Source organism: Nibrella saemangeumensis, assembly GCF_039541915.1.
Lineage (GTDB): Bacteria > Bacteroidota > Bacteroidia > Cytophagales > Spirosomataceae > Nibrella > Nibrella saemangeumensis.
Genome location: NZ_BAABHD010000002.1, coordinates 100,323 through 119,154 on the forward strand (window position 1 = coordinate 100,323; position 18,832 = coordinate 119,154).

At 53.2% G+C, this 18,832-nt stretch carries 17 protein-coding genes; 6 read left to right on the top strand and 11 right to left on the bottom strand.

Annotated elements, in window-relative coordinates; translation table 11 throughout:
• Positions 1-21 precede the first annotated feature (21 nt).
• A complete protein-coding gene (locus tag ABD949_RS00900) occupies positions 22-2,532 on the bottom strand; it encodes an FdhF/YdeP family oxidoreductase (RefSeq protein WP_345239710.1) in 2,511 nt (836 codons plus the stop codon).
• 86 nt (positions 2,533-2,618) lie between these two features.
• On the bottom strand, positions 2,619-3,851 hold the full coding sequence (locus tag ABD949_RS00905; protein WP_345239712.1) for a heparan-alpha-glucosaminide N-acetyltransferase domain-containing protein: 1,233 nt from the start codon (positions 3,849-3,851) through the stop codon (positions 2,619-2,621).
• Positions 3,852-4,006: 155 nt separating this feature from the next.
• Here ABD949_RS00905 and ABD949_RS00910 point away from each other — a divergent pair, with 155 nt between their 5' ends.
• From ABD949_RS00910 to ABD949_RS00920, 3 genes are all read left to right on the top strand, one after another.
• Positions 4,007-5,644, top strand: coding sequence for an AGE family epimerase/isomerase (locus tag ABD949_RS00910; protein WP_345239714.1), 1,638 nt, complete (start codon positions 4,007-4,009; stop codon positions 5,642-5,644).
• Between the two features lie 7 nt (positions 5,645-5,651).
• Positions 5,652-7,415 (top strand): PQQ-dependent sugar dehydrogenase, encoded by a 1,764-nt coding sequence (locus ABD949_RS00915; RefSeq protein WP_345239716.1) that lies wholly within the window; start codon positions 5,652-5,654, stop codon positions 7,413-7,415.
• Positions 7,416-7,526: 111 nt separating this feature from the next.
• Positions 7,527-8,411, top strand: coding sequence for a universal stress protein (locus ABD949_RS00920; RefSeq protein ID WP_345239718.1), 885 nt, complete (start codon positions 7,527-7,529; stop codon positions 8,409-8,411).
• A gap of 63 nt (positions 8,412-8,474) precedes the next feature.
• Here the strand turns inward: ABD949_RS00920 and ABD949_RS00925 are convergent, their stop codons facing one another.
• Positions 8,475-9,626: a L,D-transpeptidase family protein gene (locus tag ABD949_RS00925; RefSeq protein WP_345239720.1), complete on the bottom strand. Its 1,152-nt coding sequence runs from the start codon at positions 9,624-9,626 to the stop codon at positions 8,475-8,477.
• 213 nt (positions 9,627-9,839) lie between these two features.
• Between ABD949_RS00925 and ABD949_RS00930 the strand changes: the two genes are divergently transcribed.
• A complete protein-coding gene (locus ABD949_RS00930; RefSeq protein WP_345239722.1) occupies positions 9,840-10,355 on the top strand; it encodes a DUF6265 family protein in 516 nt (171 codons plus the stop codon).
• A gap of 9 nt (positions 10,356-10,364) precedes the next feature.
• On the opposite strand, the gene ABD949_RS00935 is transcribed toward ABD949_RS00930, so the two are convergent.
• The 5 genes from ABD949_RS00935 to ABD949_RS00955 all read right to left on the bottom strand — a co-directional run bounded on the left by ABD949_RS00935 (position 10,365) and on the right by ABD949_RS00955 (position 13,840).
• On the bottom strand, positions 10,365-11,591 hold the full coding sequence (locus ABD949_RS00935) for an outer membrane protein assembly factor BamB family protein (RefSeq protein WP_345239723.1): 1,227 nt from the start codon (positions 11,589-11,591) through the stop codon (positions 10,365-10,367).
• Between the two features lie 185 nt (positions 11,592-11,776).
• Positions 11,777-12,205 carry a MarR family winged helix-turn-helix transcriptional regulator gene (locus ABD949_RS00940; protein ID WP_345239724.1) on the bottom strand — a complete coding sequence of 143 codons (429 nt, stop codon included), beginning with the start codon at positions 12,203-12,205 and terminating at the stop codon, positions 11,777-11,779.
• Between the two features lie 100 nt (positions 12,206-12,305).
• Positions 12,306-12,608: a type II toxin-antitoxin system RelE/ParE family toxin gene (locus tag ABD949_RS00945; RefSeq protein ID WP_345239726.1), complete on the bottom strand. Its 303-nt coding sequence runs from the start codon at positions 12,606-12,608 to the stop codon at positions 12,306-12,308.
• Positions 12,596-12,835, bottom strand: a complete 240-nt coding sequence (locus tag ABD949_RS00950; protein ID WP_345239727.1) for a hypothetical protein — start codon at positions 12,833-12,835, stop codon at positions 12,596-12,598. The genes ABD949_RS00945 and ABD949_RS00950 overlap by 13 nt, the downstream gene beginning before the upstream one ends.
• Before the next feature lie 63 nt (positions 12,836-12,898).
• Complete coding sequence (locus tag ABD949_RS00955; protein ID WP_345239729.1) at positions 12,899-13,840, bottom strand: alpha/beta fold hydrolase; 942 nt, start codon at positions 13,838-13,840, stop codon at positions 12,899-12,901.
• Between the two features lie 266 nt (positions 13,841-14,106).
• Between ABD949_RS00955 and ABD949_RS00960 the strand changes: the two genes are divergently transcribed.
• The gene (locus ABD949_RS00960; RefSeq protein ID WP_345239731.1) at positions 14,107-15,231 is read left to right on the top strand and encodes an AI-2E family transporter; all 1,125 of its coding nucleotides are present in this window, start codon (positions 14,107-14,109) and stop codon (positions 15,229-15,231) included.
• A gap of 182 nt (positions 15,232-15,413) precedes the next feature.
• The gene (locus tag ABD949_RS00965; protein ID WP_345239732.1) at positions 15,414-15,827 is read left to right on the top strand and encodes a hypothetical protein; all 414 of its coding nucleotides are present in this window, start codon (positions 15,414-15,416) and stop codon (positions 15,825-15,827) included.
• A 7-nt stretch (positions 15,828-15,834) separates the two neighbouring features.
• On the opposite strand, the gene ABD949_RS00970 is transcribed toward ABD949_RS00965, so the two are convergent.
• The 3 genes from ABD949_RS00970 to ABD949_RS00980 all read right to left on the bottom strand — a co-directional run bounded on the left by ABD949_RS00970 (position 15,835) and on the right by ABD949_RS00980 (position 18,809).
• Positions 15,835-16,962, bottom strand: a complete 1,128-nt coding sequence (locus tag ABD949_RS00970) for a DUF1186 domain-containing protein (RefSeq protein ID WP_345239733.1) — start codon at positions 16,960-16,962, stop codon at positions 15,835-15,837.
• 161 nt (positions 16,963-17,123) lie between these two features.
• Positions 17,124-17,528 carry a hypothetical protein gene (locus ABD949_RS00975; RefSeq protein ID WP_345239735.1) on the bottom strand — a complete coding sequence of 135 codons (405 nt, stop codon included), beginning with the start codon at positions 17,526-17,528 and terminating at the stop codon, positions 17,124-17,126.
• 144 nt (positions 17,529-17,672) lie between these two features.
• Positions 17,673-18,809 carry a lactonase family protein gene (locus ABD949_RS00980; protein WP_345239737.1) on the bottom strand — a complete coding sequence of 379 codons (1,137 nt, stop codon included), beginning with the start codon at positions 18,807-18,809 and terminating at the stop codon, positions 17,673-17,675.
• Positions 18,810-18,832 lie beyond the last annotated feature (23 nt).

Here is an 18,832-nt window from a genome sequence, read left to right on the forward strand (position 1 = left end):
ATAGCGTAATCTCGTCCGCTTTTACGCAAATGCTCCGGCCACCGGCTCTACCGTAATGATTATAAACTTTGATGTAGGCGTATTACTGATGTGGGCAACGCTGGCAATGGGCACCAACGGATTGGCTTCCGGGTAATAAGCAGCCGTATTGCCTTTTGGAATGTCGTACGGTATGGCAATGAATTTCTCCAGCTTCCGCTGCTGACCCTCAAAGTGGCTGGTGATGTTTACCAGTTGCTTCTCTCCAATGCCCCGTTCCTGCATGTCCTGAGCGTTCATGAAGATTACTCGCCGTTCGCCGTAGACACCCCGGTAGCGGTCATTGTAGTCGTAGACGGTGGTGTTGAACTGGTCGTGGCTGCGGATGGTCATTAGCACCAGTTGGCCGGGCTCCAGTTCGTGCTTCTTCATCTCCGTCACCGTAAAGTTCGCCTTACCGTTTTCCGTGGTGAAGTTACGTTCGCGGGGGCCGTTGGGCAGGTAGAAGCCGCCGAGCTGACGGATCTTTTGGTTAAACTTATCGAAACCGGGGATGACACGGGCGATGACCTCGCGGATACGGTCGTAATTATCCACAAATCCTTGCCAGTCGACTGTGCTGCGGGTACCTAAGGTCGCCATGGCGATACCGGAAACAATGGCCACTTCGCTCCTCATTTCACCCTCCAGCGGTTTCAGCACGCCTTTGTTCTGGCTGACCACACCCATTGAGTTTTCGCAGGAGGTAAACTGCTGCCCCGACGCCTGTGTATCAATATCCAGGTGGGCCAGCGTCGGCAGCATTAGGGATGTTTCGCCGGTTACCAGATGCCCGCGATTGAGTTTGGTGCTGATGAATACCGTCAGCCGTTGCTTCCGCATTCCCTCAGCCACAAACTCCGTATCGGGCGAAGCCGACAGAAAGTTGCCGCCCAGACTCATGAAGACCTTGGTTTTCCCTTCGTACATGGCTTTGATGGTCTCCACCGTATCCAGGCCATGGTCGCGGGGCGGCTGAAAGTTAAACTCTTTTTCCAGTGCATCCAGAAATTCTTTGTGCGGACGCTCCCAGATACCCATCGTCCGGTCGCCCTGCACGTTGGAGTGGCCACGCACCGGACAAACACCCGCGCCGGGTATACCGATGGCTCCTTTCAGCAAGTGCAGGTTGACGATCTCCTGAATGGTCATCACCCCGTTTTTCTGCTGCGTGAGGCCCATGGCCCAGCAGGTGATGATCTTCTGTTTGGTTGCCATCAGGTTGGCGGCTTCCCGCAACTGCTCCCGCGACAAGCCGCTTATCTCCTCAATATCCTCCCAGCTTGTGTTCCGGATATTGGTCAGAAAAGCTTCGTAGGTGGTCGTATATTGGTTGATAAACGCATGGTCAACCACCGTGCCGGGATTCTGCTCCTCAGCTGCCAGCAGGTGCTTCAGGATCCCCCGCAGCACGGCCATGTCGCCGTTTACCTTTACCTGTAGGTACAGGTCGGTAATTTTGGTCCCTCTCCCCAGCAGTGTACCCACCGCCTTGACGGGGTTTAGAAAGTCCTGCGGGTTTTTGAAGTGGTCCAGACCGGCTTCCCGCAATGGATTAACGGCAATGATTTTAGCTCCATTATGTTTGGCGTGTTGCAGCGCCGTCAGCATCCGGGGGTGATTGGTGCCGGGGTTTTGCCCCATAATCAGAATCACTTCCGCATCGTGAATATCGTTCAGCGTTACCGATCCTTTACCTAAGCCAAGGGTGGGACTGAGGGCCGAACCGCTGCTTTCGTGACACATATTGGAGCAGTCGGGCAGGTTGTTGGTGCCGAACTGCCGCACAAAAAGCTGGTACAGAAATGCCGGTTCATTGGGTACCTTGCCCGAGGTGTAAAAGATAGCTTCGTCGGGCGAGGCCAGCGCGTTCAGTTCATCGGCGATCAACCGAAACGCATCGGACCAGGCAATGGGGCGGTAATGGGTATCGCCCTTACGAAGAACCAGTGGGTGCGTCAGGCGACCGGCGTTATTCAGGTCTCGGTCGGTCATGTGCGATAAGTCCACCACGCTGTGCTTCGCAAAGAAATCCGGGCCGGCCCGGCGGGTGTCGGCATCGGAGGCAGTGGCTTTAGCGCCGTTTTCGCAGAACTCGGCAATCGCCCGGTCCCGGTCGGGATCGGGCCAGGCGCAGGATGAGCAGTCGAATCCATCTTTCTGGTTGAGTTTCAATAAGGCGTGGGTACCCCGGCTGACACCGGCTTCACCCCAGGAAAAGGCCATGGATTTCAGCACGGCAGGTACACCGGCAGCCACGCTGGCGGGTTTACCCAACGTCAGGCCCGTAAATTCCTCGGGTGGCTGGGCCAGTACAGAAAACTTATATTTGGCATTCACAGTATCGGGGGCGGGGAAAATCCGGGTATCGGTATCCGGCTTACCGGCCGGGTCGTAATGGTCGTTGGTTCGCTCCGTACCCTGGCCGGGGCGTTCACCGCTTTTAGGCTCATTCGCCACATGCTGCTCGGCCGGGTTGCTGGGTTTGGCACTATTATTTGGAGACTTTTCCATAACGCGTTTGCACCACCCTGGAGACGATGCTGTTACTGTAAACCTGTATAGCTTGTGAAGGTTTTTGCTTTCCCTCCCGTTCATTTCTATAACTTCAGCCGGATACCATTTCTACTGAGAACGCCCGCTACCCATACGCATAGCAAAGCAAACACCAGCGATTTTAATAGCCCGACAACGCCGGTGAGCAGGAATGCGGGCAGGCTAAGATCCGCCAGCACCACAATGGCGTAGGCAAAATAGGGCATCAGGTAGCACAGGAGCGTGTCTGTCCCGCCCGGTTTAATGACGTTGAACCAGGGCGATTTACCGCGCAGATCAGCCAGCCAGTACACGGCCATAAAGGCCAGGATGGTAAACGCACTGCACAGGAACAGCCACGGCGGAGTGGACCTGATTTTGGAGATGTCCCAGAAGGTGCGGGTATAAAAACCCAGCAGGAGCAGTACGGCCGCGATGGCCCCTAACACCAGCATTAAAGCACGATTGTTGGTCTGCTTCCGGTAGTACTGGAAGATGAGTGTGGTGAGGATGCCGCCCAGCGTGAAGGCCGGTAACGTGCCGCCGATAATGGCGTTTGGCAGTAGTTTTAAGAAACTGTCTTTGGGAATCAGTTGCGCGCTGGCGATCATACTCAGCGCACAGAATACCAGCCAGATTATCAAAAGTGGAGCGAATTTCCCCCGACTGACCGTATAGCTCAGCGCTCCCACCAGATACGACCAGCCGATAAGGCCCAGAATACCCCACCAATACGTAGAAAAGCGGTTGACAGCGTCGCCCTCTCCGCCCCGGTATATAACCGCCAGGGTGAGCAGGATGCCGATGCCGGCCAACTGCGCGAGCCGGACAATCCACGCATTAGCCGTCTTCGGGTATGCATTCCAGATCAGGATAAACGCCAGGCACGATAAAGAATACCACACCACCCGCTCCATACCGGTAGCCTCGGCGTTGATATTCTCGCCGTTCACCAGAAACAAGCCCATGACCAGTAGGGCCAGCGTCCGGCCCGCAATATGGCGCAGCAACTGAAAGGTATTGTCGCCCTTCTGCCGCCGGGCGCTCACGGCAAAGGGTATCGACATACCCACAATAAACAGGAAAGCCGGAAAGATGGTATCGGCGAAACCCAGCCCGTCGGCCTGAGCGGGTACATGCTCCAGCCAGGTGGGGATACCCGTCAGCGACCACAGGTCATTGACAAATATCATGAATACCATGGTGATGGCTCGCATAATGTCGATAGAAGCAATTCTGGTAGGTGCAGCCTGCCGGGCCGAACCGGTGGCGGGTGGAGTAGCGATGGGGTTTACCATATATCTTCCGGATGAGAGCATTGGGTATATTTGCTAACTTGCCGGAAAAGTACAATCATAAATTGAAATTGTAAATCCCTAAACCTGTTTCGCTTCGTACCGGAGACAGTAACCGGGCACCTCCTTTTGCCTTTATTCCATAATTGCCCTTACCCATGAAACGGAAAACGTTAACGCTTGCTTTCCTGGTAACGGCCGGATTGTCGATCCGGCTGCTACTGTCCTATACCTCAGTCCATCAGACACCCGACCCGGCGGTAAAAGCCAAACTGGCCGGCGACATCGAGAAGTCGATTAAAACGGAGCTATTGAATAAGTGGTATCCACAGGCGGTTGATACCGAATACGGCGGCTTCCTCAGCACCTTTACGTATGATTGGAAACCGACCGGCACCCAGGACAAGATGATTGTGACGCAGGCCCGCCACATCTGGTCCAACGCCAAAGCGGCCCAGTTGTACCCGGAGGTAACGCATTGCCTCAGCAGCGCCCGACACGGTTACCTGTTCCTGCGCGATAAAATGTGGGACAAGACACATGGCGGCTTCTACACGCTGGTCGACCGGCAGGGCAACGCCAAACGGGGATCGAACGGCTCCTTACAAAAAACAGCCTACGGAAACGCGTTTGCTATCTACGGGCTGGCGGCTTACTACCAGTCCTCCGGCGACACCAGTGCATTGAACCTGGCGAAAAAAACCTTTATGTGGCTGGAAAACCATAGCCACGACCCTACCCTAAAAGGCTACTTTCAGGATCTGGCCGAAGATGGCACCCCGGTCAAGCGCACCGCCGACACGCCGGTGACCTCAACCGTAGGTTACAAAGACCAGAACAGCTCCATCCACCTGCTGGAAGCCTTCGCCGAGCTCTACCAGGTATGGCCCGATCCGCTGGTGCGCGAACGCCTGCAGGAAATGATGGTGCTAATCCGCGATGTCATTGTGACGCCTAAAGGTTACCTGACGCTGTTCCTGACACCCGACTGGAAGCCGATCTCCTTCCGCGATGAATCTGAGGAAGAAATCCGGAAGCACTACTACCACATCGACGAGGTATCCTTCGGGCACGACATCGAAACGGCGTTCCTGTTGCTGGAAGCCTCGCACGTGCTGGGGCTGGAACACGATGCCAAAACCATGCAGATCGCCAAAAAGATGGCGGACCATACCATCCGAACCGGCTTTGATCCCGGCGTTGGCGGCATCTACGACGGCGGGTACTACTTCAAAGGCAAAGACGATATAACCATTATCCGCGAGGGCAAAAACTGGTGGGCGCAGGCCGAAGGCCTGAATACGCTGCTGATGATGGCTGATTTGTACCCCAACGACCCGCTCGATTATTTCAGCCGCTTCCAGAAGCAGTGGGACTACATCAACAAGTACGTAATCGACCACGAGCATGGCGAGTGGTTTCAGGGGGGGATCGATAAGGAACCGAAGCACAAAACCGGATTAAAAGGCCAGATCTGGAAAGCATCTTATCACCAGTTCCGATCGCTCTTCAGTGTAGTGCAACGGCTGCGGCCGGATACCACCCCGCCAACTGCGCCTAAAAACGTAAAGGCCAGCGTAGCAAATAATGCCGTACAGGTAACCTGGGACAAATCGACTGACAACCGCAACCTGATCGGCTATACCATTTACCAGAACGGCAAAAAAATTGGATTCACCCCGCTGACGAGCTTCTCGGTACCCGATGCAAGCCGGCAGAAAGGAAGCAAAGTAACCATACGGGCTGTCGATTTTCAGGGTAACCAGTCAGGTGTAAGTAACACAACGGCAATTTAAGTGTAGCATGAAAACAAATGAAGTGCGGTTTATCTCAATAAGTAGACAGGTATTCTTAATTACGATTATCATTGGACTCTATACAGCTATATCCGGAACACAAGCCCTTGGACAAGCACAAAATGCATATGCTACCGATAAGCAGGTAATTGCCAAAGGGCAGCAGTTGTTTCAGCAGAACTGCTCAGCCTGCCATAACTTCCTGCAAAAAGGGATTGGTCCGAACCTGGCGCAGGTAACGGCCGAGGTATCACCCCAGTGGCTAAAGAAGTTTATCCATAATGCCCCGGCCGTTATTGCCAGTGGCGACGCCCGTGCGACTAAGTTGTACAAGGAGTACCAGCAATACATGCCGGCGTTCACCAGCCTGAGCGATACCGACCTGCAGGCGCTGATGTCGTTTATCCACAGCCGGCAGAAAAGCGCAGCCAGCCCAGAAACGGATAAAATGCTGGGGGATGCATTGAAGGACCCAATTCCAACCAAAATTCAAAAGTCCGGCCTGCAGCTCAGTCTGGAGAAAGTAACCACGGCACCGGCCACCGCCAACCAGGTACCTCTGGCCCGTATTACCCAAATGAGGGTATTACCCGGTGTTAAAGGTCAAAAAGACCGGCAGTTTATTGTCGACCATCGGGGGCAACTATACGAGATGGTGGCTGATAAACTGGAAATCTTCATGGACATGAATAAGGAGCGTGCCGGCTTCATCAATAAACCCGGACTGGCTACGGGCTTCGGCAGTTTTGCCTTCCACCCCGAATTTTACCAGAATGGCTTGCTCTACACCACCCATACCGAAAAAGCCAATGCGGCCCCGGCCGATTTTGCATATCCCGACTCCATCAAGATAACCCTGCAGTGGGTAGTTACCGAATGGAAGATGACCGACCCGACTAGCTCCGATTTCAAAGGCACTGGCCGGGAGTTGTTTCGGGTTAACATGGTATCACCCATCCACGGAATGCAGGAAATAACCTTCAACCCATTGGCGAAGCCCGGCAGCCCGGACTACGGATTGCTGTACATTGGTATAGGCGATGGCGGAGCTTCCGAAAACGGCTTTTATTTTATCTGCAACGACAACACCAAGATCTGGAGTTCCGTCCTGCGGATAGACCCGCGTGGCACCAACAGCCGCAACGGCCGCTACGGCATACCGGCCAACAACCCGTATGCCAAAAGCACCAACCCGGCGGTCAAGAAGGAGGTATTCTGCCGGGGTTTCCGCAACCCCAACCGCATCTGCTGGACACCCGACGGCAAGATGCTGATTACCGACATCGGCCACGCCAATGCCGAAGAGCTTAACATCGGCGTAGCCGGAGCCGACTACGGCTGGCCGGAACGGGAAGGTACGTTTGTCATCAACCACCGGGGCAAAATGGCGCAGGTATACGCGCTACCCCAGGAGAAACGTCAGTACACCTACCCCGTTGCCGAGTACGATCACGATGAAGGCAACGCCATTTCCGGCGGCTTTGTCTACACCGGCACCGCCATTCCCGAACTTACCGGCAAATACATCTTCGGCGACATCGTAAACGGCCGCGTCTTCTACGTCGATAGCCGCCAGCTAAAACTTGGCGACCAGGCTCCCGTGCAGGAACTGGACATCCAGCTAAACGGAGCCGTAACGGATTTCCGAACGCTCAGTGGCAGTAAGAAAACAGACCTCCGGTTTGGACAGGGTCTGAATCAGGAGCTGTATCTGTTCACTAAAGCAGATGGAGTTATTTATAAAGTAGTGGATAGCAGTTTAACCAAATAGGTTTTTATTACTTGACAAAAGTCAGTTTATCAGCTAACTACGGTTAGGGCCGGGGCGGAAATCGCGGGGTAGCTTTGTGTCATATTCTGATAACAACCAAGAGCTATTTCCATGAAAACGATTCTGGTCCCTACTGATTTCTCAGCGCATGCCGGCGAGGCCCTCCGCGCAGCCGCTTCTTTAGCCCGCAAATCCGGCAGCGAACTCGTGCTGCTGCACGCCAATGATATCATGGCCTATACCACTCCGCTGATCGAGTATTATGAATTCGAAAAGAGCGTAGCAGAAATTTACGAAGAAAAAGTCAACGAACGCTTCGATAAAATCCTGAATGAGGTAACCAACGATTCGGCCTTTGCCGGCATTCCAATCCGCACTGCTATCCGGGTAGGCACGCTGGTCGATGTGCTGGATACGGTCATTCAGGAAGAAGGAGCCGATCTGGTTGTGATGGGTACCCTGGGCGCTACCGGCTCAGATGAGTTTATGGTGGGCTCTAACACCCAGAAGGTGATCCGTCGGGCGTCCTGCCCCATACTGACTATTCCGCTGCACGTCGACAGCACCAACTTCTTCACGGTGGTCTTCCCGTCTACGCTGAAGGACGATCAGGTCGTGTCCTTCCAGTTCCTGGCCGATTTTCAGCGGATCTGCGAAAACGAAGTATATCTGCTGTATCTGAACAACCCGGCCGATCTGCCCGACGACGGAGCTATTGAAGCCCGTGCCTACGAACTGGCCGAAGAGGCTGGATTGACACTGGCGGGGGTGTATACAGCCAAAGAGAGCATCTTCAACGAAGAGGAAGCTATTTTAAATTTTGCCAGTGAGCAAAAGGCAAGTCTGATTGCCATGGGTACGCACCAGCGCAGAGGTCTGTCGCACCTGCTGTTCGGCAGTGTTACCGAAGACACAATCAGCCACGCCCGTATTCCGGTAATGAGTATTCCGTTGCAGATGACGTTTGTCGAAGATGCTTCGGCCGTGCAGGCGTAAAGTAATAGCCATTCGGCAGGGGTGGAGGAGCGGGTAGCTACCCGCTCCTCCACCCCTGCTGTTTTACTGCTGTGTAAACTTTTTATAAACGTCGCGGTAAGCCACTCCGCCGTTTTTCCCGAAAGCCGGGAAGTACGTTACAAACACGGGAATGACTCCTTTTACCAGATAAGGTTTGTTCTCCGGTTTTATCCCGGCTGCGGGGACCTGATAACAACCGTGATCAGCGTACTTGAGCGGTCGCCAGTCGCTCCGGGAAGCCAGCAGCAGATTAGTCAGCGTTAATGGCTTTTGCAGACGGATACAGCCGTGACTCGCCATAGTAGGTGAATCGCAGAACGCTTTCCGCTCGTTGGTGTCGTGCAGGTATATGTCTTCGAAGGATTGGTGGAAGTTGATCCGGACCACCCCCAGCGGATTATCTGCCCCTGGCTCCCTCTTTAGCCAGTAGCGTTTGTTGAACTTCTTGACGGAGATGTTACGGAATAATTTGTCGCTGAAGTCGAATCGCCGACCGTCTTTCTTACGGGCAGCAAAGTATTTTGGGCCTATCGTGTTGGCGTGAATCTGATCCAGATAACTCTTTACCTCACCAGCCGGGGCGGTCCAGTACGGAAACAAGTTAACCTGCCGGACGGCGGTATAGAACCTCGGTGTCCGCCGAACCGAACTCCCTACCTTTACGGCCATGCTCAGCCGTACCTCCGAGCCTTTGTCAATAACATTTAACCGGCCCTGGGGTATATTGATGTGGAGCATTCGGTCGTAGTGACTGAACCGATTGAGAAGCCGGTGGCCATTGACCGACATCGTCAACAAGCGAGTTTGTTCCCCTGGTTTGGTATAGATCTGGGCCAGTCTTCGGCTCAGCAGCCGATATTCCCCACTTTTCGGTTCCAGCTGCGCTACAGCCGGCTCCCATTTCCCCGTCCGGGCAATCTGGCTCAGCGCCGACGCGATGCGGGCATTGTCCAGTCGCTCTTCTACATTCTTCCGGTCGGTATAGTCAAAATAGGTTTGATCCTTTACGCCATAAGCGAGCTTAAACAGGAGCTGGTACAGGCTGGCACTGTCGGTACTCATCCGTTCAAACTTTACCCCTCGTGATTCTGCGTATTTCACCAGCGCGGTCGGCGCTTTGTAGTTTATCGATGCATTTGGTACGGCTCCTACGCTGGCTAATGCGAGCAGCAGACAGATTTGATATTTTTTCATAACGTCTTTCTTCAATGCTTTTTTGTCATCCCTCGGCACCGGCCGGCCGACTGCGTCTACGCGACCCGGTCAGGATGACAGAAAAAGTGGCACTCTTTTTTCTTAACGGCTAACCGTCTCCCCTATTATTGCCAGCGTCCGGCCTAATCCCTGCTTCCGATCCGTCCGAATACCGTATCTTGCGGGCTGATTTACTATAACCCTTACTACTTTATGAAAAATTCCCGCTTCGGCACCACGCTGGTGCTTCTCTGTTTCCTTAGCTGTTTCGCCAGCCTGACCAGCTACGCTCAGACCAGTATGAAAACCGGTTCGCTCGCCGATGTTGCCTTTATGGAAGGCCGCTGGCTGGGGACCTTCAACGGCGGTCCTATAGAGGCCGCCTGGATTGCGCCGGTTGGCGACAATCTCAGCGGCTTCATGCGCATGATGAGAGACAACAAAGTCACCATGTACGAGATGCTGGTTTTTGAGCAGACCGACCGTGGTCCTATCGTGCTGGTGAAGCACTTTGGCCCTGGTCTGGTAGGCCGCGAAGAGAAAGATGTCTCAGACCGCTATAAATTTATTGAAGCCGGCAAAGACCGAGCCCTGTTCGAGAAGGAAGACGGCTCCATCCGGATTATTTACGAGAAGCGTTCACCGGACCAGTTAGTTATTCAGCGGGGACAGCAGAAAGAGGGGAAGTGGGCCTTCAACGATCTGTTTGTCTTTAACCGGGTCAGGTAGAAGCCGCTCCTACTTCTCCTCCAAACAGTAGATCGTACCGTCGGCGCTGCCGATGAAAAGCTGCTTTCCGGAAAGAGTTGGGGCGGAGAAGATGGCCCCCATGCGGTAGTACAGTTGCAGGAAATCTTCGGGCACGCGGATGATTGAACCGATGTCTGCCCGGAAGGTATCATCCGGCTTAAAGTAGCGATCGCGGTTCTGCCGGTAGCCGTCCGTGGTGAATGTCCAGCGGACGGCGCCAGTCTTCAGATCGATGCTGAATACCTTGCCCATCAGCGTACCGAAGTAGCCGGTAGCCGCCGAAAAAGCCATCCCGCCGAAGATATTAAATTGAGTATTTATACGCCATAGTTCTCTGCCGGTCCGACCATCCACAGCCGCCAGCAGACGGTCGTCGGAGGTACCGATGTACAACACTGAATCCCGCACAGTCAGCGTGGTGGCCCAGCCCAGCGGAAATGATTTTGTCCAGTGTCCGTAGCCGGCCTGGGCGTCGAGGGCGTAGAGGTTATAATCCCGGCTGCCGATATATACCAGCCCGTTGCCCACTACCGGCAAGCCCTGCATCTCCCCCTTCGGAAAGTACCGATGCCCCACTGATTTAAACTTCCAGATTAGCGCCCCGGTATGTGTGTTCAGTGCGTACAGGTAGCCGTCCAGCGAGCCAACAAACAGTCGGTCGTTCTGGATGGCCGGCGTGGTGTGCACAATATCACCGGTCTGATAACTCCAGAGCAGGTCCCCCGTGTCGGCTTTCAGCGCATAGACCCGACCGTCGCCGGAGCCAACGTAAAGGGTGTTGTTATGCAACCGGGGCGACGAATGAAAGTAGTCCGCAAAGTCGTACCTGCGCTCCCCCAGGATGCCGCCCAACGTCCGGAACTGCCACAGCCGCTTACCCGTGGTTGGATCAAACGCATGCAGAATCGCATCGCCCCCCATGACGTAAAGCTGGTTCGTTCCCAGGCAGGGGGTAGAGCGAATGACCCCGTTTAGCTTAACCTTCCAGATCGCCGTTCCGGTGTTTACGTTGATGGCATATAGCGTGCTGTCGAGGCCACCTACATACGCTGTATTCTCCCGAATAACCGGCGCCCCAATGACCGGGCCCTGCGTCTTCAGCTTCCATTTCACGGCTGGCTCCCGGCTACTGTCGACGGAGTTTACGGGCGCTGACGATTGGCCTAAAGCCAGTGAATGGATGGCGATCAGGAAAGTAGCAAGACCTGCTTTCATGGGCAGTGAGATTGGGATGAAACACTGACTTTCAGGAAAGATACCAGAAGCGCCAAAATGTTGCATCGCAGATCACCAGACAAATCAATTTTCACCGTCAAACGCTTTACACAACCACCGTGGAAAGCCCAACTTATTTGTTTCAGTCCCAACAGTTGGATAAGCAACAGAATATGATAACTATTTTAGCTTTTTGTTTCTTTCAGAATCTTTCGCAGTAATATTGTGAGGTTCCACTGGTCATCCAGGGACAGCGGAGTCATCAATTCAGCGATGGACCGTTCGACGCAGGCGCTGGCTGGCTTCTCCAGTTCACGGCCCTGCTTGGTCAGGTAAACCAGATTGATACGGCGGTCGTTTCGGTCTGGAATCCGGGCGATCAGGCGCTTTTCTTCCAGCAAATCGACAATACGGGTCGTGCTGGCCCGATCGCGCCGACTGCGGGCCGCCAGTTCGATTTGGGAGATGCCGTCTTTGGTCCACAGCACCGCCATAACCCGGTACTGCTCGGGGGTGATCGGCAGACCGGTAGCTTTCATCTGACCCTCTACTTTGCGGGCGAGTTCGGTAGTGACTTCGCCTACCAGGCGGGCGAAATTATTCTGGTGATCCACGGGCTAGTTTGTTAGTTATGCAACATCGCTAAAACTAGTAATTTCCACGTGGAAGCACATACATCGGGCCGGAAATTTTACGATAGTTCCGCCCCTGCTTTTAACTATCGAAATAAGGGTTCTCTTCCTGATCGGAGAGGAGGTCGAACACGTTCAGGATATAGATCGCGTCTCCTGCTGTCTGGTAATAAAGCACCCGGTTGCGGGCGATCAGGAGCCGCCGTACCGTGTCATATTCGTAGGAGGCTACACCCGTATCGGGAATTTCCTGAAGCAGCTTCAGCTTATCATCCAGCGTACCGATAAATTCCTCGGCTACGGCCTTCGACCAGTTACTGCGGAGATACGTCACGAGCGCCTGTAGCTCCCGGGTAGCCTCCCGAGTCCAGATTATTTTAGCCATCGGGAGATCGTTTTCTTAACATCCTGGTGCCTGACTACCTCGCCTGTTTTTACCTGTTCCAGGGAAAGTTCGAGCCGCTGCCGCTGCTCATCAATGAGCTCGTCGGTCACTTCAGCAGGTAGCTGATCGGCATCCGCCAAGGCGTCAAATATCGTTTTTAATCGGTCGGTATCTTCAATCCGGTCTATCAATTCGTGAAACCGGGCACGTACCTGCATTGCCTCCATATAGCTGCCTTTTCCTCTATAACCAGATACGACCCGGTTTGGGTTGCTAAATCCTGGGTTATCTCACAAAAGGGACACGCCTACCGGCTGCTTCCGGATAAACTTCCGCACGTTTTCGATAAACCAGTCCGGGCTTTCCTGGTACGGCGCGTGCCCACCTTCATAGATCACCAGCCGTGCTTTGGGAAAGCGAAAAGCGGTATAGTGCGTCGGGCCAACGGCATAGTCCTGCGCACCGGCAATAACCAGCACCGGTACCGAAATCTGAGCCGTCAGGGGTGTCATATCCTGCATGTACTCACCATTACCCCACACTTTCATGCCATACTCGCCGTTGAAATTGGGGATCGCTTTAAAGCTTACCGAATCGCTCAGGGCTTTAGCCTGCGGGGTTTTAAACATCAGCTTATACCAGACTTTGTTTTCTTCGAGTTGCTGACTGATGCGGCCCATCCGCTCCATGACAGGTACCGCCGGATCTTTATACGGCTTTGTATCCGCAATTTTCAGCTCCCGGATGCCAAAGTCGATCCAGCTTTCGGCTGAACGGGGCAGGTCAAGCGTCGTATTTACGTAAATCATTGAACGCACATGCGCCTTGTGGTGTGCGCCATAGTTGGTCATCAGCAAGCCGGCAAAGGAGTGTCCCATCACCGACCAGTTATCCAGGCCTAAATACTGCCGTAGTTCTTCCAGATCTTTTTCCAGCCGGGCAATGGAATAGTCTGCGGAAGGCGCACTGCCCGAGCGGCCACTCCCTCGCAGATCGATATAGATCATGCGCATGAACGCTTCGACGTTGTGCCCGCCGGAAGCCTCAAAGTAGTGGCTAGTAGAACCCGGACCACCGTGCAGAAACAGGCAGGGCTCACCCTGTCCGGCCATACGAACATACAGCCGGGTACTATCAGATGTAGTGAAATAGAATGTCTTTTCGGGTGTTTGCCCGCCGTAAGTCAGCGACGTAACGAGCAGGCCAGCTAAAAGAGCGATTAGCGTTTTCATGGTATTTTCTGGTTGTGTGGCTGATTATCTTTATACAAAATTAGCCTGGCGGAGACCCGCCCGCCCGTTAATCTGACCGAATCCCGGATATGGGTGGACCGGTGCCGCTATTGACCTGACAGACACCTCTCCAGCCCCTGTTGCTTTTCTGGCTACACGCTTTTTTAGCCTTTATCTTTCCTGCCGTTAATAGGTATTTTTCCCTGCTGCGTACATTCCGGCAAATACACTCTAATTTGCACCTTTATTTATCAGAGGCCAGCTTTATGATACCCGATACGCCGAGACCATTTTACCACCGCCTGTCTCACTCCTTACTCTCCTTAGCCATCATTACCGCAGCGATTTACTTCGGGCAGGATATACTGGTACCCCTGGCGCTATCAGGTCTCCTGGCGGTCCTGCTACGCCCGGTCGAAAACTGGTTTATTCGTCGGGGGATGCACAAAGTCATGGCGATCCTTATGGCTGTAGCCCTGGCAATTACGGTAGTCGCCGGTATTACCTTTATGCTATCTGTTCAGCTATCTGAATTTACCGACGATTTACCCCGACTTAAACAAAGTTTTAATGATGTGTACCGCAACGTCCGGCGCTGGATTCGCCGGGAGTACAACCTTACTTATAGTCAGCAGGAGCAGTACCTCAAAAAGGCCCAGGCCCAGACCCTGGAAAGCCTACAGGGGGCCGAAACCCTGGGCATGATTACCGGACCGCTGGGTACGCTGCTACTGATGCCCTTTTATGTCTTTTTGCTACTGTATTACCGGACCATGCTGCTCAATTTTCTGATTGCCTTATTTGCTAAGCAGCATTTCAAACGGGTAAGGGAGGTACTGGGTCAGGTCAAGAGCATCATTCAGAGCTACATGGTTGGTTTGCTGATCGAAACTGCCAGCGTTGCGGCTCTGAACTCCATAGGGTTACTCCTGCTGGGCGTAGAATATGCTATTCTGATGAGCGTGGTAGCAGCCATTCTGAACCTGATTCCCTACATTGGCGGCATTGTTGCCACCTTCATGGCCGTAGCCGTTACACTGATCAACCATCAGGATGTAGGTACCTTATTAGGGGTATTAGGCGTATTTATCGTCGTGCAGATTATCGACAATAACCTGCTGGTACCGCTTATTGTAGCCTCCAAGGTACGTATTAATGCCTTGGTGTCGATTATCGGTGTATTGGTCGGTGGAGCGCTGGCGGGCGTAGCAGGTATGTTTCTGTCCATTCCGGCCATCGCCATTATGAAAGCCATATTCGACAGGGTAGAAGGGCTCGAACCCTGGGGCCTGCTTTTAGGCGATGAAACGCCGGAGGAAAACCGGCCGGGACTGTTCCGCCTGAACCGACGGCGCATCCGGATAAAAGAAGAGGGAAGTAATTCCGAGTAAGTTCCGTCGATCGGGCGGCAACCAGTTGGCACATTGCAAAATGTCAATTGTATTTCAGAGAACGCGTGTCAGGACTATATTTGCGGCCGGTGTACCAGGAAACCCTTTTATCAAAACGCTTTACTATAAACCAGCCCACCTCGTACGCGAGCGCTTTCCTTATGAAATTCATTCTGCTTTTAATGTTCCTTGCAGCAGCCTGTTCCAGCACGAATCTGTCTGATTCGGTAGAATCTGTAACGCTGTCTGAACATACCCGCGGCTACCGAAAAGTAATCACCGTGACGCAAAAACAGACGCAGGTTACTATCAACGACAAAGTTTATAGTCGCCAGACGCAGCCGCAACAATGGAAGCAACTTCTGGAAAGCCTCCGCCCTATCAGGCTGGCCGACCTGCCCTCTATTAAGACCAGAACCGAGCGTTCTGCTGTCGATGCCGCTTACATCTCGCAGGTTACCGTGCTGGCCGCAGAAAAAACGTATGAGTCTAACTTCTTCGACCATACCACCCCACCTAAAGAATTGGCAGATGTGGTAAAGACCATTAATGCCACCGCTCAGGGAATTGTGCCGGAGGAGTCCACAAGAAACTGAGCGGCCCTTACAGTAGCGTACACTTACCTGCGTTCAGATCAGCTTCCACTTTCTTGTACTTTACATCGTAGATTACTTTACCGTCATTGTAACGTACCGATACCTTTTCATTGCGCCCTAGTTTCGGTTCGACCCGGTATGGTTCACTGGATTCATAGAAGGGCGTTGACGTTGCCAGCTTAGGTACCGCCGGTGGTGCGGCAGCCGCCAGCTTTGAGTCGAGTTCCTTTAGCTTAGCCTCATGATAGGGTTGCGGATTGTCCAGATACGCGTATTGCTCTTTTAAAGTCCGCCAGGCAAAACGCCGGTCGTCAGGCTCCGGATCATTCATTTTCTGCTCAACGTCGGCGTAGTTACCCACGATCATATCCGTTACCAGCCCCTGCTCGAACGCTTCGGCCACCAATGGAAGTAATTCGTGAAGCTGTAAATCGCTTATCTCGGAAATCAGAAATCCCATCAGGTCGGTATCCAGCAAATCGGGATTGTCGGCGTGGCGGATCAGGTATTCAAACACCTCTTTGTACCAGGCCAACGCAATCTGCCGGCGCTCCGGTTGGGCCAGTGCCCACTGGCAATACGCACTGGAGACCACGGCCTTGGCATAGGTATTGACATTGGGTTCGATCAGGAAATTCCTAAGCACCGTAAATTGCCGGTCTGCGACACTCCAAAAATAGCGCCCGTAGGTATCATCCAGCCAATCGGCAAACCAGAACTCCTGAAAGTCTGTATCCTGGCGCAGGGTTTCAAGCACAGCGGGTAAACATTCCCCGGCCTTCAGTTCGGCCATCAGGAGCAGGGCATGAGACGCAAAGGAGTGGGTTTCCGGGGTCCAGTCCTGCTCGCCAAAATAGTTCAGCCGGTACAGGATGTCCAGCATGACTTTCGACAGATCCTCGGTTAGCGTCGGACGGGGCAGGGCGAGTATCGTTTGTAGCTTTTCTTCAGGTATATTAAACCCGTGGCTGTAAAGCCATTGGATTTCGGGGTGGTGAAACGACGGGGGCTGGGTCGTCTGCCGATCGTCGTAGTGGTATTCGCCGTCGACGGTATTCGCTTCTTCGCGGCTCTGTTCAATTCGCTCGGCGTTGGCAATCATCTGGGCCAACTCTTTAGGGCTTAACGCTGCCATATTTATCGGATTTATATGGCAAAAATAGAATTTTACGAAAAGAAGCCCTAAAGCCAGGGTGCGTTGCTGGATCAGTTAACAAAAAACGGGCAGTTGCTAAGAAACGAAGCAGGAAAAGACGGTGCCAGCCGGGTGTGGCTGTGGGCCCTTTCCTGCTTCGGTTAATCCAGCACTTCTTCTGCCTGCGTTGCCTTTTCCAGATTCAGCAAATCCAGGATCTGGTCCATCAACTCCAGGTACTGCGCTTCCGAGATGCGATTCATGCGATAATCCTGCTCGATGCGTTCCAGTTGCCGTTCCCGCGACGCTTTGATATGGATCAGCGTCTGCCGGCGAACCCAGCTTATTGGCATCTGCCCTTTCTGCTTCAGCAGGTAATAACCCTTCTCCAGCAGCGACACATTTCGCTGCTTTACCTCCTCAAAATACGAGGCCGGCACAGGCGCTGTAACCAGTACCTGCTGCGCATTCGTCTCATTGTCTGACCGCACGGCCAACCACACGCACAGCAGAAAAAACGAGAGTATAAACAGTAGTTCTAATACAAAAGCAACATTCCCTTCCATAATTGTAGTGCATTCAATCCGTTAAACCATACCCCGTTACAACCCAGGTCCCGAGGGTGTCTTTTTGTTGTTACTGCACTATTTTAACCAGCTAAGGAGAATTTGGTTTGGTGCTTTTATTATTTTACCTTTTTACAATAGCAATCATTTAAGCGTCAGCATCTTCAGACACACCGGGGCGGGTACCTTAATCTCTGTTCCGGTGGGGGTCAGCTTACCGGTTTTGGCTTCCAATTTAAACACCACGACGTTGTCGCTGTCCTGGTTGGCGGCCAGTACAAACTCGCCCCGGTCATCGACCAAAAAGTTACGTGGTGTTTTGCCCTGGGTATCCTGCTGACCGATCAGTTGAATTTTGCCGTCGTTGCCGATGCTGAAAATGGCCAGCAAATGTTTGCCCCGGATGGATTCGTACAGGTACCGGCCCATAGGATCGGTATGAATATCAGCACCGGAATTTTTAGGATCAAACTCGTCTTTTAGCGCTTTTACCTGATCCTGCATCAGCGTCAGGGCTCCGGTCTTGCTATCCCGCGAGAAACTGGCTACCGCTGAAATAATTTCTTCGACCAGGTAGGCATATTTCCCGTTCGGGTGAATGGTAAAATGCCGTGGCCCCGAACCAGGAGCTACGGAGACATGCGGTGTCTGAGCCGGCTTCAGCTTCCCCTTCGCTTTGTCGATTTCATAGATATACACCTTATCAGTGCCAAGATCGGATACGTAAACAAAACGCTCGTCGGGTGAGAGAATGGCCGAGTGAACATGCGGTTTCTCCTGACGCGATTTATTGGCACCGCTTCCGTTATGCTGAACATGGTCCGTTTCGGTACCTAATGAGCCATCGGCGGCTATGGGCAGCATGGTAAGGCTGCCTCCGCTGTAGTTGGATATAAAAGCCAGTTTACCGGTCTTGTCGATGCTGATGTGGCAGGGGGCACCACCGTGGGAGGATTGCTGGTTGATGTACGTCAGCTTGCCGGTGGCCGGATCGATGCGGTAAGCGCTGACGGTGCCGGACTTATTCTCCCCCTGCTGATCGCCTTCGTTGACGGCGTACAAAAACCGGCCGGAAGGGTGAACCGCCAGAAAAGAAGGACTTTTGCCTTGTGTGATACCCTGAAGTCGCTCCAGCGCTCCAGTCTTCCGGTCGAACGAATACACATAGATGCCTTCGCTGCCACGGGTAGAGTAGGTACCGACGTAAAGTATTTCTTTGGGCTGAGCCTGAACCTGGGCAAGCATAGGAAATAGGAATAACAGAATGGTTAGTAGTTTCATGAAAATAAGGTGTTAAATAAGGG

Bases quoted from the DNA above. Each gene is read 5' to 3' on its own strand.
- ABD949_RS00900 (WP_345239710.1), bottom strand. From the start codon at position 2,532: ATGGAAAAGTCTCCAAATAATAGTGCCAAACCCAGCAACCCGGCCGAG.
- ABD949_RS00905 (WP_345239712.1), bottom strand. From the start codon at position 3,851: ATGGTAAACCCCATCGCTACTCCACCCGCCACCGGTTCGGCCCGGCAG.
- ABD949_RS00910 (WP_345239714.1), top strand. From the start codon at position 4,007: ATGAAACGGAAAACGTTAACGCTTGCTTTCCTGGTAACGGCCGGATTG.
- ABD949_RS00915 (WP_345239716.1), top strand. From the start codon at position 5,652: ATGAAAACAAATGAAGTGCGGTTTATCTCAATAAGTAGACAGGTATTC.
- ABD949_RS00920 (WP_345239718.1), top strand. From the start codon at position 7,527: ATGAAAACGATTCTGGTCCCTACTGATTTCTCAGCGCATGCCGGCGAG.
- ABD949_RS00925 (WP_345239720.1), bottom strand. From the start codon at position 9,626: ATGAAAAAATATCAAATCTGTCTGCTGCTCGCATTAGCCAGCGTAGGA.
- ABD949_RS00930 (WP_345239722.1), top strand. From the start codon at position 9,840: ATGAAAAATTCCCGCTTCGGCACCACGCTGGTGCTTCTCTGTTTCCTT.
- ABD949_RS00935 (WP_345239723.1), bottom strand. From the start codon at position 11,591: ATGAAAGCAGGTCTTGCTACTTTCCTGATCGCCATCCATTCACTGGCT.
- ABD949_RS00945 (WP_345239726.1), bottom strand. From the start codon at position 12,608: ATGGCTAAAATAATCTGGACTCGGGAGGCTACCCGGGAGCTACAGGCG.
- ABD949_RS00950 (WP_345239727.1), bottom strand. From the start codon at position 12,835: ATGGAGGCAATGCAGGTACGTGCCCGGTTTCACGAATTGATAGACCGG.
- ABD949_RS00955 (WP_345239729.1), bottom strand. From the start codon at position 13,840: ATGAAAACGCTAATCGCTCTTTTAGCTGGCCTGCTCGTTACGTCGCTG.
- ABD949_RS00960 (WP_345239731.1), top strand. From the start codon at position 14,107: ATGATACCCGATACGCCGAGACCATTTTACCACCGCCTGTCTCACTCC.
- ABD949_RS00965 (WP_345239732.1), top strand. From the start codon at position 15,414: ATGTTCCTTGCAGCAGCCTGTTCCAGCACGAATCTGTCTGATTCGGTA.
- ABD949_RS00970 (WP_345239733.1), bottom strand. From the start codon at position 16,962: ATGGCAGCGTTAAGCCCTAAAGAGTTGGCCCAGATGATTGCCAACGCC.
- ABD949_RS00975 (WP_345239735.1), bottom strand. From the start codon at position 17,528: ATGGAAGGGAATGTTGCTTTTGTATTAGAACTACTGTTTATACTCTCG.
- ABD949_RS00980 (WP_345239737.1), bottom strand. From the start codon at position 18,809: ATGAAACTACTAACCATTCTGTTATTCCTATTTCCTATGCTTGCCCAG.